The sequence below is a fragment of the Mycobacterium sp. NGS16 genome, assembly GCF_059813225.1.
Map to the genome: position 1 here is coordinate 202430 of NZ_JCALEE010000004.1, position 15924 is coordinate 218353.

At 68.2% G+C, this 15924-nt stretch carries 16 protein-coding genes; 11 read left to right on the top strand and 5 right to left on the bottom strand.

Annotated elements, in window-relative coordinates; all coding sequences use genetic code 11:
• Window positions 1-10: 10 nt before the first annotated feature.
• Window positions 11-613, top strand: a complete 603-nt coding sequence (locus AC5Y4Q_RS12670) for an AAA family ATPase (RefSeq protein WP_499959176.1) — start codon at window positions 11-13, stop codon at window positions 611-613.
• Here AC5Y4Q_RS12670 and ychF read toward each other — a convergent pair.
• Window positions 565-1638 (bottom strand): redox-regulated ATPase YchF, encoded by a 1074-nt coding sequence (gene ychF / locus AC5Y4Q_RS12675; protein WP_125224718.1) that lies wholly within the window; start codon window positions 1636-1638, stop codon window positions 565-567. The genes AC5Y4Q_RS12670 and ychF overlap by 49 nt on opposite strands.
• 71 nt (window positions 1639-1709) lie before the next feature.
• Here ychF and AC5Y4Q_RS12680 point away from each other — a divergent pair, with 71 nt between their 5' ends.
• Entirely contained in the window at window positions 1710-2744 is a 1035-nt protein-coding gene (locus tag AC5Y4Q_RS12680; protein WP_064923484.1) for a DUF6542 domain-containing protein, read from the top strand.
• Here AC5Y4Q_RS12680 and AC5Y4Q_RS12685 read toward each other — a convergent pair.
• Window positions 2741-3754: a 4-hydroxy-3-methylbut-2-enyl diphosphate reductase gene (locus AC5Y4Q_RS12685; protein ID WP_082952730.1), complete on the bottom strand. Its 1014-nt coding sequence runs from the start codon at window positions 3752-3754 to the stop codon at window positions 2741-2743. The genes AC5Y4Q_RS12680 and AC5Y4Q_RS12685 overlap by 4 nt on opposite strands.
• A 96-nt stretch (window positions 3755-3850) precedes the next feature.
• Here AC5Y4Q_RS12685 and AC5Y4Q_RS12690 point away from each other — a divergent pair, with 96 nt between their 5' ends.
• From AC5Y4Q_RS12690 to AC5Y4Q_RS12705, 4 genes are read left to right on the top strand one after another with little or no spacing between them, the layout of a single operon-like run.
• Window positions 3851-4474, top strand: a complete 624-nt coding sequence (locus AC5Y4Q_RS12690; protein WP_125224717.1) for a lipid droplet-associated protein — start codon at window positions 3851-3853, stop codon at window positions 4472-4474.
• Window positions 4471-5724, top strand: coding sequence for an exodeoxyribonuclease VII large subunit (gene xseA, locus AC5Y4Q_RS12695; protein ID WP_125224716.1), 1254 nt, complete (start codon window positions 4471-4473; stop codon window positions 5722-5724). Before AC5Y4Q_RS12690 ends, xseA begins: the two co-directional genes overlap by 4 nt.
• On the top strand, window positions 5705-5956 hold the full coding sequence (locus AC5Y4Q_RS12700) for an exodeoxyribonuclease VII small subunit (RefSeq protein WP_064919983.1): 252 nt from the start codon (window positions 5705-5707) through the stop codon (window positions 5954-5956). The genes xseA and AC5Y4Q_RS12700 overlap by 20 nt, the downstream gene beginning before the upstream one ends.
• Before the next feature lie 43 nt (window positions 5957-5999).
• Window positions 6000-7109: a 3-beta-hydroxysteroid dehydrogenase gene (locus AC5Y4Q_RS12705; protein WP_499959180.1), complete on the top strand. Its 1110-nt coding sequence runs from the start codon at window positions 6000-6002 to the stop codon at window positions 7107-7109.
• A gap of 3 nt (window positions 7110-7112) precedes the next feature.
• On the opposite strand, the gene AC5Y4Q_RS12710 is transcribed toward AC5Y4Q_RS12705, so the two are convergent.
• Window positions 7113-7637, bottom strand: a complete 525-nt coding sequence (locus AC5Y4Q_RS12710) for a 2'-5' RNA ligase family protein (RefSeq protein ID WP_064919985.1) — start codon at window positions 7635-7637, stop codon at window positions 7113-7115.
• A 74-nt stretch (window positions 7638-7711) separates the two neighbouring features.
• Here AC5Y4Q_RS12710 and AC5Y4Q_RS12715 point away from each other — a divergent pair, with 74 nt between their 5' ends.
• Together AC5Y4Q_RS12715 and AC5Y4Q_RS12720 are read left to right on the top strand one after the other, a co-directional pair.
• A complete protein-coding gene (locus AC5Y4Q_RS12715; RefSeq protein ID WP_064919992.1) occupies window positions 7712-8761 on the top strand; it encodes an NAD-dependent epimerase/dehydratase family protein in 1050 nt (349 codons plus the stop codon).
• Window positions 8758-9882 carry an AI-2E family transporter gene (locus AC5Y4Q_RS12720; protein WP_064919986.1) on the top strand — a complete coding sequence of 375 codons (1125 nt, stop codon included), beginning with the start codon at window positions 8758-8760 and terminating at the stop codon, window positions 9880-9882. Before AC5Y4Q_RS12715 ends, AC5Y4Q_RS12720 begins: the two co-directional genes overlap by 4 nt.
• On the opposite strand, the gene AC5Y4Q_RS12725 is transcribed toward AC5Y4Q_RS12720, so the two are convergent.
• Window positions 9865-10506 carry a DUF4245 domain-containing protein gene (locus tag AC5Y4Q_RS12725; protein WP_499959183.1) on the bottom strand — a complete coding sequence of 214 codons (642 nt, stop codon included), beginning with the start codon at window positions 10504-10506 and terminating at the stop codon, window positions 9865-9867. The genes AC5Y4Q_RS12720 and AC5Y4Q_RS12725 overlap by 18 nt on opposite strands.
• Window positions 10507-10562: 56 nt before the next feature.
• Between AC5Y4Q_RS12725 and glpX the strand changes: the two genes are divergently transcribed.
• From glpX to AC5Y4Q_RS12740, 3 genes are read left to right on the top strand one after another with little or no spacing between them, the layout of a single operon-like run.
• On the top strand, window positions 10563-11594 hold the full coding sequence (gene glpX / locus AC5Y4Q_RS12730) for a class II fructose-bisphosphatase (RefSeq protein WP_185746582.1): 1032 nt from the start codon (window positions 10563-10565) through the stop codon (window positions 11592-11594).
• 25 nt (window positions 11595-11619) lie between these two features.
• Complete coding sequence (locus AC5Y4Q_RS12735; RefSeq protein WP_064919989.1) at window positions 11620-13017, top strand: class II fumarate hydratase; 1398 nt, start codon at window positions 11620-11622, stop codon at window positions 13015-13017.
• Between the two features lie 51 nt (window positions 13018-13068).
• Window positions 13069-14361 (top strand): MFS transporter, encoded by a 1293-nt coding sequence (locus AC5Y4Q_RS12740; RefSeq protein ID WP_235663877.1) that lies wholly within the window; start codon window positions 13069-13071, stop codon window positions 14359-14361.
• Window positions 14362-14367: 6 nt separating this feature from the next.
• Here the strand turns inward: AC5Y4Q_RS12740 and AC5Y4Q_RS12745 are convergent, their stop codons facing one another.
• Window positions 14368-15894: an HNH endonuclease signature motif containing protein gene (locus tag AC5Y4Q_RS12745; RefSeq protein WP_125224712.1), complete on the bottom strand. Its 1527-nt coding sequence runs from the start codon at window positions 15892-15894 to the stop codon at window positions 14368-14370.
• Window positions 15895-15924: the final 30 nt, after the last annotated feature.

Genomic DNA, 15924 nt, shown 5'->3' on the forward strand with positions numbered 1-15924 from the left:
GCCTCCAGAAGTGGGTAACGACATCGTCGTGGTGACGGGCCCGCCGGGAGCGGGCAAATCGACCACCGCCCGAGCACTGGCCCAGACGTTCCCTCAAGCCGTGCATCTGCATACCGACGACTTCTGGCACGACATCGTCGCCGGCGGGATCCCGCCTTACCTTCCCGAAGCCGACCAGCAGAACCAGACGGTGCTTCGGGTGATCGTGAACGCGGCATTCACCTTCGCCGCGGGCGGATACACCGTCGTCGTCGACGGGGTCGTCGGACCGTGGATGCTGCACCACTTTCGGGACGGCGCAGCAGGCCACCCGAATTCGCGGCTGCACTACATCGTGCTGAGGCCAAACCGTGTGGTCACCCTGACCCGGGCCAAAGGGCGCACCGCCCCCAACGCCCTGCTCGACGCGGAGCCGATCCTCGCGATGTGGGATCAGTTCGCCGACCTGAACGATCTCGAGCACCACGTCATCGACACGAGCCAGCAGTCAGCCGACGACACGCTGAAAGCCGTCGCTACTGCGGTTCCAACTGGGCGATTCGTCTTGTCGCCCACCGGACGCACCTACACGTTGAACCGGAACTCCACCACGTCCCCGTCGGCCATCACGTAGTCCTTGCCCTCCATGCGCACCTTGCCGGCGGACTTGGCGGCGGCCATCGAGCCGGCCTCGACTAGGTCGTCGAAGGAGACCACTTCGGCCTTGATGAAGCCCTTCTCGAAGTCGGTGTGAATCACCCCGGCCGCCTTCGGGGCGGTGTCGCCCTGGTGGATGGTCCAGGCCCGCGCCTCCTTCGGCCCGGCAGTCAGGTAGGTCTGCAACTTAAGGGTGTGAAAACCCGCCCGCGCCAAGGCATCCAGGCCACGCTCGCTCTGCCCGATCGACTCCAGCAGCTCCATCGCCGACTCGTCGTCCAACTCGACGAGCTCGGCTTCGATCTTGGCGTCGAGGAACACCGCATCGGCCGGGGCCACCAGCTCGCGCAGCGCGGCCACCCGGGCCGCATCGGTGAGCACCGACTCGTCGGCGTTGAACACGTACAGGAACGGCTTGGTGGTCAGCAGGTTGAGCTCGCGCAGCGGAGCGGGATCAACACCGGCGGCGAACAGCGTCTTGCCGCTGTCGAGGATCTGCTGCGCGGCCACCGCTGCCTCGAGCATGGGCTTGCGGTCCTTGTTGTTGCGGGCTTCTTTCTCCAGCCGCGGTATCGCCTTCTCCAGGGTCTGCATGTCGGCCAGGATCAGCTCGGTGGCGATCACCTCGATGTCGGCCTCGGGATCCACCTTGCCGTCGACATGCACCACGTCGTCGTCGGAGAACACCCGCACCACCTGGCAGATGGCGTCGCATTCGCGGATGTTGGCCAGGAACTTGTTGCCCAGCCCGGCCCCCTCCGAGGCGCCCTTGACGATGCCGGCGATGTCGACGAACGTCACCGGCGCCGGCAGGATCCGCTCGGAACCAAAGATCTCCGCCAGCTTGGCCAGCCGGGGGTCGGGCAGCGGTACCACGCCTTCGTTCGGCTCGATCGTCGCGAACGGGTAGTTGGCGGCCAACACGTCGTTGCGGGTCAGCGCGTTGAACAGGGTCGACTTACCGACGTTGGGCAACCCCACGATTCCCAGGCTCAGGCTCACAGGGAGCCAAGTCTAGAGCGCGAAGCGTCCCGCCGTACGCGCCCGCCGACGCCAGCCGGTACCGTCAGTGTGTGGCAGCACAGCGGGAAAGGTCGGCGGTGGCGGCCGAGCACCGTTCGATTCTGCCCAATGCGGCCGGTTTTCCGTGGTGGGGCGCCGTAGCGGTGGCCGTGGTGGCGACCGCCATCGGGGTCGCCTTCGACGCCGGCTCCGGCGAGAAGGAACTGAGCACCGTCTTCTCCGCCTTGTATGTGATGGGCTGCCTGGCGGCGGTGCTCATGGTGCAGCAGTCGGCGGTGTTCACCGCGGTCATTCAGCCTCCGCTGATCCTGTTCTGCACGGTGCCGGCCGCCTACTGGCTGTTCCACGGCGCCGGTTTCCCCGGGCTCAAGGCCATCGTCATCAACTGCGGATATCCGCTGATCGAGCGATTCCCGCTGATGCTGTTCACTGCGGCCGCCGTGCTACTGCTCGGGATGATCCGCTGGTATCTGGGAATGCTGAGCGGCGCGGCGGCCCCCGCGGCCGACGACGACGGCACGCCTCGGCGGCCCGCGCTCCTCGTCAAGCTCAGCACCATGCTCACCGCGGCACTCAACCGCAACCCCGCCCACGCCATCGAGCCGTCGGCCTCGCGGACCCAACGCGAACGGCGCTCGGGCAGCCGTCCCCGGCGGGCGACCCCGGAAGCACGTCGCGCCGCCCGGAAGGCCACGTCGGACCGGTCGGCCGCCCGCTCCGGCGAGCGGCGCCGTGCCGCCAACGGCTCCGTCCCGAGCCGCTCACGCCACATCCGGCCGCCGCTGGACGACGTGTCGGGGACAGAGCACCCACGGCGACGGCGCCCGGCGCCGGAGCTGCGCGACGAACCACTGCCCCGCCGGCGGCGTCCGGCGCCCGACTGGCAGGACGAGCCGCCGCGGCGACGCAGTCAACCGACACCGCGGACGGAGCCCCGCGCCCGCAGTTATCGCCCCACCGAGGCGCCCGAATCGCTACCCCGGCGCCGGCCGCCGGCCGGCCGCAGCAACGGCGCCGGCACCACGCATCACCCGGTCTCCCGGGTGCGTTATCGCAAGAGCGCCGGCGACGAGGCCGACGACTAACGGCGGTCCGGCCGGATCTCCCGCGGCAACGCGAACACCAGCGTCTCGTTGGCGGTTGTCACCGGGAACACCGTGTCGTAGCCGTGGTCGGCCAGCCGCTCCAGCACGCCGCGGACCAGAATCTCCGGGACCGATGCCCCCGAGGTGACGCCGATGGTCTGCACTTCGCCCGATTCGGGGTGCAGCCACGACGGGTCGATGTCCTCGGCGTAGTCGACTAGATGGGCGGCGTCGGCGCCGGCACCCAGCGCCACCTCGACCAGCCGGTTGGAATTCGACGAGTTGCGGGATCCGACGACGATCACCAGCTCGCATTCCGGGGCCATCGCCTTGACCGCGGTCTGCCGGTTCTGGGTGGCGTAGCAGATGTCGTCGCTGGGCGGATCCTGCAGGTTGGGGAACCGTTCGCGCAGCTTGACCACGGTCTGCATCGTCTCGTCGACGCTGAGCGTGGTCTGCGAGAGCCACACCACCTTGTTCTCGTCGCGCACCTGCACCGAGGCCACAGCATCTAAGCCGTCCACCAGCTGGACGTCATCGGGTGCCTCACCGATGATCCCGATGACCTCTTCGTGGCCGGCGTGGCCGATCAGCAGGATGTCGTAGCCGTCCCGGGCGAACCGCTTGGCCTCGTTGTGCACCTTGTTCACCAGCGGGCAGGTCGCGTCGATCACCCGCAGGCCACGATCAGCAGCCAGCTCGTGGACATTCGGGGCCACCCCGTGCGCGGAGAACACCACCATCGCGCCTTCGGGCACCTCGTCGGCCTCGTGCACGAACACCACGCCCTTGTTTGTCAGGGTCTCCACCACGTGCTTGTTGTGCACGATCTCGTGGCGGACATACACCGGTGCCCCGTGCTTCTCGAGCGCGCGCTCCACCGTCTCGACGGCCCGGTCGACGCCCGCGCAGTAGCCGCGGGGTTCGGCCAGCAACACCCGCTTGCCGGTGGAGGCGGCGGCAACCGGCGCCCCTGAGCTGTCGGAAGTCTCCATATCGAGGGTCGGCATGGCACCCAGGGTACGGTCTGGCGACACGGGACCGCCAGCTCGCGGCGAGGCGCTCAATACTTGGAGATGACCGGTAGTTAAGGCAGTCTGGTGGCCATGGCTACTGCACCATTCGGAGTCCGCCTTCTGGTCGGCGCGGCAACCGTCGCCGTCGAGGAGACGATGAAGCTGCCGCAAACCATCCTGACCTACCCGATGACGCTGGCCAGCCAGGCCGCGCACGCCGTGATGCGCTGGCAGCAGGGCATCGCTGAGCTGGTCAACAAGGGCGATTCCACCCTCGAGTCACTCTTCCCGCCGAAGGACGAACAGCCGGAGTGGGCCACCTTCGACGAAGACATCGAGGACGGCTTCAACGGAGCCGGCTACGCCGACACCGTGAATTTCGACGGTTCCGATGACGCCGCTTCGGCCCCGCGCACCGACGGACGCTTCGCGCTGTACTCGTTCACCGAGGGCGCCGACGACCAGCCCGCGCCGCCCACCGAAACCGGCGCCACATCGGACAACCGCGGAGCGGCGGACGCGAAAGTTCCCACTCCTGACCTGGTCGACGAGCTCGACTACGGCACGCTGACCCTGGCCCAGCTGCGGGCCCGCCTGGCCTCGCTCAGCGTCGACGAGCTGGAGACCCTCCTCGCTTACGAGGAGGCCACCAAGGCGCGAGCACCTTTCCAGACGCTGCTGGCCAACAGGATCACCCGCGCAACCACGAAGTGACCGCCCCCGCACCGGGCAGTTCTGCCGAGAACCCGTTCCCGGTCCGCGCGGTCGCCATTCGGGTCAAGGGCTGGATCGACCGGCTCGGATCGGTCTGGGTGGAGGGCCAGCTCACCCAGATCAACCTGCGCCCGGGGGTCCGGACGGTGTTCATGGTGCTGCGTGATCCCGCCGCCGACATGTCGCTGACGGTGACGTGCAGCCCCGAACTGGTGGCCGGTGCCCCGGTCAAGCTGACCGAGGGCACCCAGGTGGTGGTCTGCGGGAAACCCAACTTCTACACCGCCCGCGGCACCTTCTCGTTGCGGCTGTCCGAGATTCGCGCTGTCGGGATCGGTGAACTGCTGGCCCGCATCGAGCGGCTGCGCCGGTTGCTGGACGCCGAGGGGCTGTTCGACCCGCGGCTCAAACGGCCGCTGCCCTTCCTGCCGACCACGATCGGCCTGATCACCGGCCGGGCCAGCGCCGCGGAGCGGGATGTGATGACGGTCGCCGGCGCCCGTTGGCCGGCGGTGCGCTTCGCGGTGCGCAACACCGCCGTGCAGGGGCCCAACGCGGTTGCCGAGATCATCGAGGCGCTCCGCGACCTGGACGCCGACCCGGACGTCGACGTGATCGTGCTGGCCCGCGGCGGCGGCAGTGTGGAGGATCTGCTGCCGTTCTCCGACGAGACGCTGTGCCGGGCGATCTCGGCGTGCGGTACCCCGGTGGTCAGCGCAGTGGGCCACGAGCCCGACAATCCGCTGTGCGACCTGGTCGCCGACCTGCGGGCCGCTACTCCCACCGATGCGGCGAAGAAGATCGTGCCGGACGCCGCCGCCGAGCAGGCACTTGTCGACGACCTGCGCCGGCGCAGCGCCCAGGCCGTGCGCAACTGGGTGGTGCGCGAGGAACGCGTGCTGGCCCAGTTACGCAACCGCCCCGTGCTCGCCGACCCGCTGCGTGCACTGACCGAGCGCGCCGAGGAAGTGGGACGCGCCCTGGCGGCGGTGCGCCGCGACATCACCCGACTGATTACCGTGCAGACCGAACGGGTCGAGCACCTGTCGGCCCGGCTGGCTACCCTGGGCCCGGCCGCCACCCTGGCCCGCGGCTACGCGGTCGTGCAGACGGTGCGCACTGATGGCCCGGCGCATGTCCTGCGCTCGGTGCACGAGGCACCGGAAGGCACCCACTTGCGGATCCGCGTCGCCGACGGAGCGATCGCCGCTACCAGTGAAGGACGTACCGATGGCACCAACGACCAGTGACGAACCCGGATCGACGAGGCCCGTTAGTGACCTCGGGTACGAGCATTGCCGCGACGAGCTGATCGAGGTCGTGCAGCGGCTCGAGCAGGGCGGCTTGGATCTCGACGCTTCGCTGAGCCTTTGGGAACGGGGCGAGCAGCTGGCTAAGCGGTGCGAAGAGCACCTGGCCGGCGCCCGCCAGCGGGTTCAAGAAGCGTTGTCCGCCGACAGCGACGACGACCGCCGGGCGTGACTTCGCGCCGAAGAACTGGAACACGTTCAGTTATGCTCACCCGATGGGTGATCCAGCACTGACAACCGAACTCGGCCGGGTATTGGTCACCGGCGGTTCGGGCTTCGTCGGAACCAATTTCGTCAGAACACTGCTCGAGCGCGGCTATCAGGTGCGGTCGTTCGACCGGGCGCCGTCGCCGCTGGCGCACCACCCCAACCTCGAGACGGTGCAAGGCGACATCTGCGATCGGCAGACGGTGGCCGCCGCCGTCGCCGGCATCGACACGGTGTTTCACACCGCGGCGATCATCGATCTGCAGGGCGGGGCGAAGGTCACCGATGAGATCCGTCGTCGTAGCTTCGCGGTCAATGTCGACGGCACCAAGAATCTGGTTCAGGCCGGCCAGCACGCCGGGCTGAAGCGGTTCGTCTACACCGCATCCAACAGCGTGGTGATGGGCGGTAAGGCCATCTCCGGTGGCAACGAAACCATGCCCTACACCACCAAGTACAACGACCTCTACACCGAGACGAAGGTGGTCGCCGAGAAGTTCGTGCTGGGCGAGAACGGCATCGGCGACATGCTGACCTGTTCGATCCGCCCGTCGGGGATCTGGGGCGACGGCGACCAGACCATGTTCCGCAAGCTGTTCGAAAGCGTGGTCGCCGGGCACGTCAAGGTGCTCATCGGCAGCAAACGCGCCAAGCTCGATAACTCCTACGTGCACAACCTGATTCACGGTTTCATCCTGGCCGCCGAGCACCTGGTGCCGGGCGGAACGGCGCCGGGGCAGGCCTATTTCATCAACGACGGCGAACCGATCAACATGTTCGAATTCGCCCGCCCGGTCATTGAGGCGTGCGGCCAGCACTGGCCGCGGTTCCGGGTTTCCGGCCGGATGGTGCGTGACGTGATGGCGGCATGGCAGTGGCTGCACTTCCGGTTCGGGCTGCCCCAGCCATTGCTGGAACCCGGTGCGGTGGAACGGCTTTACCTCAACAACTACTTCTCGATCGACAAAGCCCGCCGCGATCTCGGCTATCGGCCGCTGTTCACCACCGAGCAGGCGATGGCCGACTGCCTGCCCTACTACAAACAGCTCTTCGAACAGGTCAAGGCCGAGGCGCATCCGCACCTGGCGACGGTGGTCGCCGAGCCGCATCCGGAATAGCCGTCACGGCAACGACATCAGCGGAAACACCTCGCCGGTGGCACTGTTGACCAGCGCCGCCCGGTCCAACCGCGCCTGAAACGGCACCACATTGAACACCTCGACCGCTACCAACGGCAGCTGGTCCAGCCTAGCGCGCGGGGCAAGCGAGCAGTGCGGCAGCCAGATGCCCGGCCGATAGTGCTTGTGCAACTGCGCACCGGTGCTCGTGACAGCGTCCACAACGCGCTGTTGACGCGCCACGAAATCGGCGCTGACCCCGGCGAGCAGCCAAGCCCGCCCACGACGGAACAGCCCTAGCCCGTCGAAGCTGAGGTCCACCGGCGTGCCGTCGTCCAGCTCGGCCAACGCCGCTGCCACCGCGGCGCGGTCCCAGCTGCGCAGCACCGCGTAGGAGACGTGCGGCACGTGCCGGCGATGGGTATGCGAACGCAGACTAGCCACACCGCGCGCTTCGATGCGGTCCCACAGGGCCCGCATCGCCCGCTCGGATCGCCGGTCGAACAGCAGGCAGACGGCCAGGGCCATGGGGCCAGTTTGTTCCGAACGGCTATCGCAGATCACGCTTTCACGGAAAGATCGCGCTAATTGAGGAGGTGCTCGTGGGCACGGTGTTGGTGACCGGCGCATTCGGTCTGGTCGGGTCGGCGGTGGTCCGTCAATTGGTCGCGGACGGCCGAAGCGTTGCGGCAACCGATCTCGACATCCCGGCGAACCGCAAAGCGGCCGCCGAACTGCCGAAATCGGTCCAGCTGCGATATGCCGACCTCACCGACCCGGCAGCGGTCGATGAGCTGCTCAGCGCCGTCACACCCGCCGCGATCATCCATCTGGCCGCGGTGATCCCACCATTGATCTATCAGCGCCGCAAGCTGGCTTACCAGGTCAACGTCGAGGCGACCGGGCACCTGCTGGCCGCCGCCGCCGGACAACCCGACCCGCCCCGTTTCGTGCAGGCCTCCAGCATCGCGGTATACGGCTCCCGCAACCCGCACACGGTCTCCGGGGTGCTGACCGCCGACACCCCGACCAATCCCGCCGACGTCTACGGCGACCACAAAGTGCAGGCCGAACAACTGGTTCGCACCTCCGGTCTGGACTGGGTGATCCTGCGACTCGGCGGAGTACTCACCGTTGACCCGGGCCCCTACATCAAGCTGGACAACCTGTACTTCGAGCAGCTGCTGCCGGCCGACGGCCGGCTGCAAACAGTCGACGTGCGTGACGTCGCCTCGGCATTCGTCGCGGCCACCACGGCACCCGTGCTCGGCGAGACGCTGCTGATCGGCGGCGACGACACCCACCGCCGCCTGCAGGGTGACGTCGCGCCGGCGATGGCCGCAGCCATGGGGTTGGTCAACGGCCTGCCCGCCGGCCTGCCCGGCAACCCCGACAGCGACGACGACTGGTTCAACACCGACTGGATGGACTCCAGCCGCGCCCAGGATGCGCTGGGCTTCCAGCACCACTCGTGGCCGCAGATGCTGGCGGAGACCGCCGCCCAGGCCGGCGCGAAGCGGTACCTGTTGGCCATGATCGCGCCGTTGGCCCGGGTGGTGCTGCGGTGGCGCGCCCCCTACTACCGCTCCGGCAAGAAGTTCGCCGACCCGTGGCGAGCCATCGCCGACAAATGGGACGAGCCGCGTCCGTGAACTCCGACTTCTCCCCTGCCCAGCGGCGCGCGCTGGCGGTCTTCACCGTGATCGCGCTGCTGTTCGGGGCGTACTTCTTGCGCACCTTCTTCGTGCTGATCGTGGTGGCGGCGGTGGGCGCCTACCTGTTCACCCCGCTGTTCCGTGCCCTCGGCAGACGCCTGCCCACCGGACTGGCGGCCACCGGCACACTGCTGGCCGCGCTGATCGCCGTCATCGTCCCGGTCGGGCTGATCATCTTCCTGGCCGTCATCCAGATCACCCGCACGGCCAGCGACGTGGCGGAGTGGGTCCAGGCCACCGATCCCAACGCGCTCGGCGACAAGGTGCTGAAATTCGTCAACGGCCTGCTCGAGCGGATTCCGTTCGTGCACGTCGAGCTGACCATGGATTCGCTGCGGGGGGCGATGGTCAACGTGGCCCAGCGCGGCGGCGAACTGCTGCTGCACGGTTTGCAGGGCGCCGTCGGCGGTGTCGTCGGGGCGATCACCGCGGCGATCATCTTCTTGTACGTGTTCCTGGCGCTGCTGACCCACCGCGAAGAACTGCACACCCTGATCCGCCAACTCAACCCGCTCGGCGCCGAAGTCACCGATCTCTACCTAGCAAAGATGGGATCGATGGTCCGCGGCACCGTCGGCGGCCAGTTCGTCATCGCGTTCTGCCAAGGGGTGGCCGGAGCGGCCTCCATCTACATCGGTGGCTTCCACCAAGCGTTCTTCATCTTCGCGATCGTGCTGACGGCGCTATCGGTCATCCCGCTCGGCGGGGGCATCGTCACCATGCCGTTCGGCGTTGGCATGGCACTGTTCGGCAACGTCGTCGGCGGGGTGTTCGTGGTGGCATTCCACCTGATCGTGGTCACCAACATCGACAACTTCCTGCGGCCGATCCTGGTGCCGCGCGACGCCCGGCTCAACTCGGCGTTGATGCTGCTGGCCGTCTTCGCCGGGATCGGCATGTTCGGCTTCTGGGGCATCGTGATCGGCCCGGTGGTGATGATCATCATCGTCACCACCATCGACGTTTACCTGGCGGTGTATCACGGCGTGGAGATGCAGACCCACGATGAGGAGCCCAAACCTCGTCGTTGGCGCGTCCTTCTACCGGCTCGTCGGTAGCGGCGGCTGCGACTGGGTGGCCGCCGCCAGCACCCGGAACTGCTCGGCACCGGCCGCCCCGGTGATCGCCAGCTGCGCCGACCCGCCCGTGCCGGCCAACCGGGTGGTCCACACCGGCTCGCCGTCACCCTGGTAGACCACCCAGCGGGTGCCGTCGACGTCCTCGGTACCGGTGGGATGCAGCCCGGGGTGAATCGCGGTGACCAGCGCGGTCTCGTCGGCGTTGCTCTGGGTCAGGCTGACATACATCCCGGTCGGGCTGATGTAGCCGACCCGCGAGGTGACCGCGCGCAGCCGCTGACCGGACGGGTCGCTGCGCCCGTCGGTGATGCTGTCGCGGCTGCCGGAGTTGGGTTGCCAGCCTTCGGGCAGCTGCGGCAGCCGGACGGGGAATCCCAGGGTCTGGGCATCGGCGTTCAGCGCGGCGACAGCGTCGTAGGAGGGCACCGGCCCGGCCGACATGCCCCCGGGCCGAAACGAGCACGTCCCAGCCAACCCGGCCAGCACGATGCAGGCCAGGACCAGCGGCGCGATCGACCAGAACATGTCGCGGCCGTCCTGCAGCAGGCGCGGTTTGGCAGGCCGCGGGGCCGGGAGGGTCGGCTGCGAAGGTTCGGTGCTCACGCAAGTCAGTATCCCAGCTCCGGGCCGCCCATCCTGTTCTGGGAGAATCAGCAACCATGACCGCACCTCCTCGCCGTGAACCCCCAGACCGCAACCTGGCCTTGGAGCTGGTGCGGGTAACCGAGGCCGGCGCCATGGCCGCCGGCCGATGGGTCGGGCGCGGCGACAAGGAGGGCGGCGACGGCGCGGCCGTCGACGCGATGCGCGAGTTGGTGAACTCGGTGTCGATGCGCGGCGTGGTGGTGATCGGCGAGGGCGAGAAGGACCACGCGCCGATGCTCTACAACGGCGAAGAGGTCGGCAACGGCGACGGGCCCGACTGCGACTTCGCCGTCGACCCGATCGACGGCACCACCCTGATGAGCAAGGGCATGCCCAACGCCATCTCGGTGCTGGCGGTGGCCGAGCGCGGCGCGATGTTCGACCCGTCCGCGGTGTTCTACATGAACAAGATCGCGGTCGGCCCGGACGCCGCTGATGTCCTGGACATCACCAAGCCGATCGCCGAGAACATCAAGGCGGTCGCCAAGGTCAAGGGTCTGTCCCCCCGTGACATGACGGTCTGCATCCTGGACCGGCCCCGGCACGCGCAGCTCGTCCACGACGTGCGGGCTGCCGGCGCGCGGATTCGGCTGATCACCGACGGCGACGTCGCCGGGGCCATCGCGGCGTGCCGGCCGGACTCGGGAACCGACATGTTGGCCGGGATCGGCGGCACCCCGGAAGGCATCATCGCCGCCGCGGCGATCCGCTGCATGGGCGGAGAGATCCAGGCCCAGTTGGCGCCCACCGACGACGCCGAGCGGCAGAAGGCCCTGGACGCCGGTTACGACCTGGATGAGGTGCTGACCACCGAGCACCTGGTCTCCGGCGAGAACGTGTTCTTCTGCGCCACCGGCGTCACCGACGGCGACCTGCTCAAGGGAGTGCGCTACTACCCCGGCGGCTGCACCACGCAATCGATCGTGATGCGCTCGAAGTCCGGCACCGTCCGAATGATCGAGGCATATCACCGCCTGTCGAAGCTCAACGAGTATTCGGCGGTCGACTTCACCGGCGACGCACACGCCGCCTATCCCCTGCCCTGACCTTCAAGCGAGGACGAAAACACCTATGAGCGAGACCGAATACCGCATCGAACACGACACCATGGGCGAAGTCCGGGTGCCGGTGAGTGCGCTGTGGCGCGCGCAGACCCAGCGCGCGGTGGAGAACTTCCCGATCTCCGGGCGCGGGCTGGAGCGCACCCAGATTCGGGCGCTCGGCCTGCTGAAGGGCGCGTGTGCGCAGGTGAACGCCGACCTGGGCCTACTGGCGCGCGAGAAGGCCGACGCGATCAAGGCCGCCGCCGCGGAGATCGCCGACGGCAAGCACGACGACCAGTTCCCCATCGACGTGTTCCAGACCGGGTCGGGCACCAGCTCGAACATGAACACCAACGAGGTGATCGCGTCGATCGCGGCCGCCAACGGGGTGACGGTGCACCCCAACGACGACGTGAACATGTCGCAGTCGTCCAACGACACCTTCCCGACCGCCACCCACATCGCGGCCACCGAAGCCGCAGTGCGCCACCTGATTCCGGCGCTGCAGGTACTGCACGACGCGCTGGCCGCCAAGGCCACCGAATGGCGCACCGTGGTCAAGTCCGGCCGCACCCACCTGATGGACGCCGTTCCGGTGACCCTCGGCCAGGAGTTCTCCGGCTACGCCCGCCAGGTCGCCGCGGGCATCGAGCGGGTGCAGTCGACGCTGCCCCGCCTGGGTGAGCTGGCGATCGGCGGCACCGCCGTCGGCACCGGACTGAACGCCCCGGAGGGCTTCGGCGCCAAGGTGGTCGAGGTGCTGGTCAAAGAGACCGGGATCACCGAGCTGCGCACCGCGGCGAACTCGTTCGAAGCCCAGGCGGCGCGGGACGGCCTGGTCGAGGCGTCCGGGGCGCTGCGCACCATCGCGGTGTCGCTGACCAAGATCGCCAACGACATCCGCTGGATGGGCTCGGGCCCGCTGACCGGGCTGGCCGAGATTCAGCTTCCCGACCTGCAGCCAGGCAGCTCGATCATGCCGGGCAAGGTGAACCCCGTTCTGCCCGAGGCGGTCACCCAGGTGGCGGCGCAGGTGATCGGCAACGACGCGGCGATCGCCTGGGGCGGCGGCAACGGCGCCTTCGAACTCAACGTCTACATCCCGATGATGGCCCGCAACATGCTGGAGTCCTTCAAGCTGCTGACCAACGTCTCGCGGCTGTTCGCCGAGCGCTGCATCGTCGGGCTGGTGGCCAATGAGGAGCACCTGCGCGAGCTCGCCGAGTCCAGCCCGTCGATTGTGACGCCGCTGAACTCCGCGATCGGCTACGAGGAGGCCGCCGCGGTGGCCAAGCAGGCCCTCAAGGAGCGCAAGACGATTCGCCAGACGGTGATCGACCGCGGGCTGATCGGTGAGAAGCTGTCCGAGGCCGAGCTGGACCGCCGTCTCGACGTGCTGGCGATGGCCAAGGTGGACAAGGGCTAAGCCACGGCGATGACCGCCGATCCCGCTGCCTTGCGGACGGGCAGATCGGCGATGGCGAAGGTGACTCGTCGCCTCGTCCCCTTCCTGGGGCTGCTGTACTTCGTCAACTACCTCGACCGGGTCAATATCGGGTTCGCCGGGCCCAACGGCATGAACGACGAACTCGGGATGACGGCGACGATGTTCGGGTTCGCCTCGGGGATCTTCTTCTTCGGCTACTTGTTCCTGGAGATCCCCAGCAACATCGCCCTGCACAGGTTCGGCGGCCGACGCTGGCTGGCACGCATCATGCTGACCTGGGGAATCGTCAGCACCGCAATCGCTTTCGCTCCCAACGCACAAACGCTGGTCGCCTTGCGGTTCTTGCTCGGCGTGGCCGAGGCCGGATTCTTCCCAGGCATCATCCTCTATCTCACGTTCTGGTTCCCCCAGCGGCAGCGGTCCCGGGCGATCTCGCTGTTCATGGTGGCGGTGCCGGTGTCGACGGCGATCGGCTCCACCTTGTCCTCATTCGTCATTGCCTGGGGCCACGGCGTTCTCGGCCTTTCCGGGTGGCGTTTCATGTTCCTCGTCGAGGGCCTGCCCGCGATTGCGCTGGCGTTCGCGTGCTGGTTCTATCTGACCGATCGGCCGGGGCAGGCCCACTGGCTGTCCGCCGAGGAGAGGCAGTGGCTGGAAGCGACGTTGGCTTCTGAGCGGGCGGCGGCCGGGGCGGGTGGGCATTGGCCGCTGAGGAAGGCGCTCAGCCATCCCAGGATGCTGGCGCTGGCGTTCGTCTACTTCGGAATCGTCTACGGGCTCTACGCCGTCGGGTTCTTCTTGCCGACGATCGTCGCCGGATTTCAGCAGCAGTACGGCAGTCAGCTCAGCATCATCGGGCGCGGCGTCGTGACCGCGATCCCGTGGGCCGTCGCAGCGGTCGCGATGGTGCCGTGGGCGCGCCACGCCGACCGGACGGGAGAACGCGTCTGGCATGTGGCGATTCCCGCGATCGCTGGGGGCGTGAGCATCCCGGCAGCGCTGTACATGGCCAACCCGTACCTGGCGATGCTCGCGGTCACCGTCTCGACGTGCTCGATCATGTGCGCCATGCCGGTCTTCTGGGCGCTCCCCTCGACGTTCCTCACCGGAGCCGCGGCGGCCGGCGGCATCGCCTTGATCAATTCACTGGGCAACCTGAGCGGCTTCGGCGGCCCCTACGTCACGGGCTGGCTGACCGATCTCACCGGCAGCAACAAGGCCGCACTGTGGGTGATCGGTGGGATGTCGCTCGCCGCGGCGGGCTTGGTGATCCTCCTGGGTGCCGCTCCGAAACCGGAGCGCGACAGTCTCGTTGAGGCCTAGCTGCGGCTAGAACGGTGGTGGGTCGTCCTCGCCGCTGCCGGGTGCGACTTTGGGGAACATGGTGGCTTGGCGGGCGGCGCGGCGGGCTTCGCGGGCGTTGCGGTTCTGATTGCGTTCGGTGTTGATGCGTGCGGCCCGGTTCTGCGCCCGGGAGCGCCGGCGCCGCGGCATCATCGCGGTGCGCTCCCCGCACGGTCCCTCCGGTTGCCGGTCAGGTGGCCGTAATTCCCCGGTGGGCCGACACAGGTTGGGAAACAGCAGCGCACTGCCCGGGGTGGTGACATAAGTCTGCCCCGAAGGTGCCGACAAGATCACCGTGCCATCCGGCAACTGGACATCGCGCCAGCCCCAAAACGTCTTCACCAGATGATGGGTGCGGCAATAACACTTCAGGTTCGAGGCATGTGTCGGCCCGCCGTCGCCATAGGGAATCGTATGGTCGATATCGCAGTCGGTTGCGGGGCGGTCACAACCGGGCCAGCGGCACGTCAGATCCCGGCAGCGCACAAAGGCCGCCAACGCCGCCGAGGGCACATAGCCCTTTTCCGGAGGGGCATCGCCGGGATGGACCAGTGATACCAACCGCGCCGATTTGGCGAGCTCTTCGACCATCTCCGGTGGCACCAGCCCGTCAGCGTCCACCAGCCAGCCCGGCTGGTCACCGGTGCCCTCGATGGTGGCCTGCTCGGCGATGACATGAATGATCACCGGCGACGCACCCGGGCGTTTCCCTGCCGCGCAGTCGGCCCGGCCGCAGCGGCATCCCAGCCGATCCGCACGCGCGGCCAGTGCGCCCACCGCATCAGCGCGGCGCTCCTCACGACTGCGCGGATCGTGCTCGCACACCGTGGCCGCCAACGCATCCAACGCCTTCCCCAGAGCACGGGCATCGGTGGTGAACACGCTGCCGTAAATCTCAGAAAGCCCGCCCTCCTGATCGCTGAACCCGATCTGGCGCTGCGCCGCCCGTTCTTTGCGCCGGCGCACCGCATCGGCATCGGCCTTCGCCACGATCTTGTCGACCCGCCCGGCTAGCCGGGCCGCGCTCAGCGACGGCCAGCGGGCCACCGTGAGCGCCAACTCGGCATCCACGGCCGCCAGCACCTCACGATCGGTGATCAACTCGGTGCGATAGACGATGGTCTGAAACAACCGCACATCGATATCGCCGGCCTGAAACACCTCGGCCACTTTCGGCAGCTGCTCCTGCATCGCCCGGGCATACCGCAACCGGCTGCCGGCTCGCGCCTGGCTGATCCGCAACGCCGCCGCGACCTCGGCGGTCACCGCCGCGGTGGTGTCGATCGCCCAGTCCTCGGTCTCGCGGCATCGGCTCAACCGCAGCGCGAACAACTCCCCGATCGCCACCAGGTGTGCCGCCGCGGCCCGATTCTCCGCCCGCGCCGAGGCAGCGATGCGATCCACCAATGCCGCCGACTCCGGCGTGGTGGGCGGGTGACGCTGCACAAACCACGCATTGAACTCCGCCACCGACCCCGGTGCCGGCATCCGCGCCACCAACGATTCGAACATGTGTTCGATTATACGCGGACCTACGACACC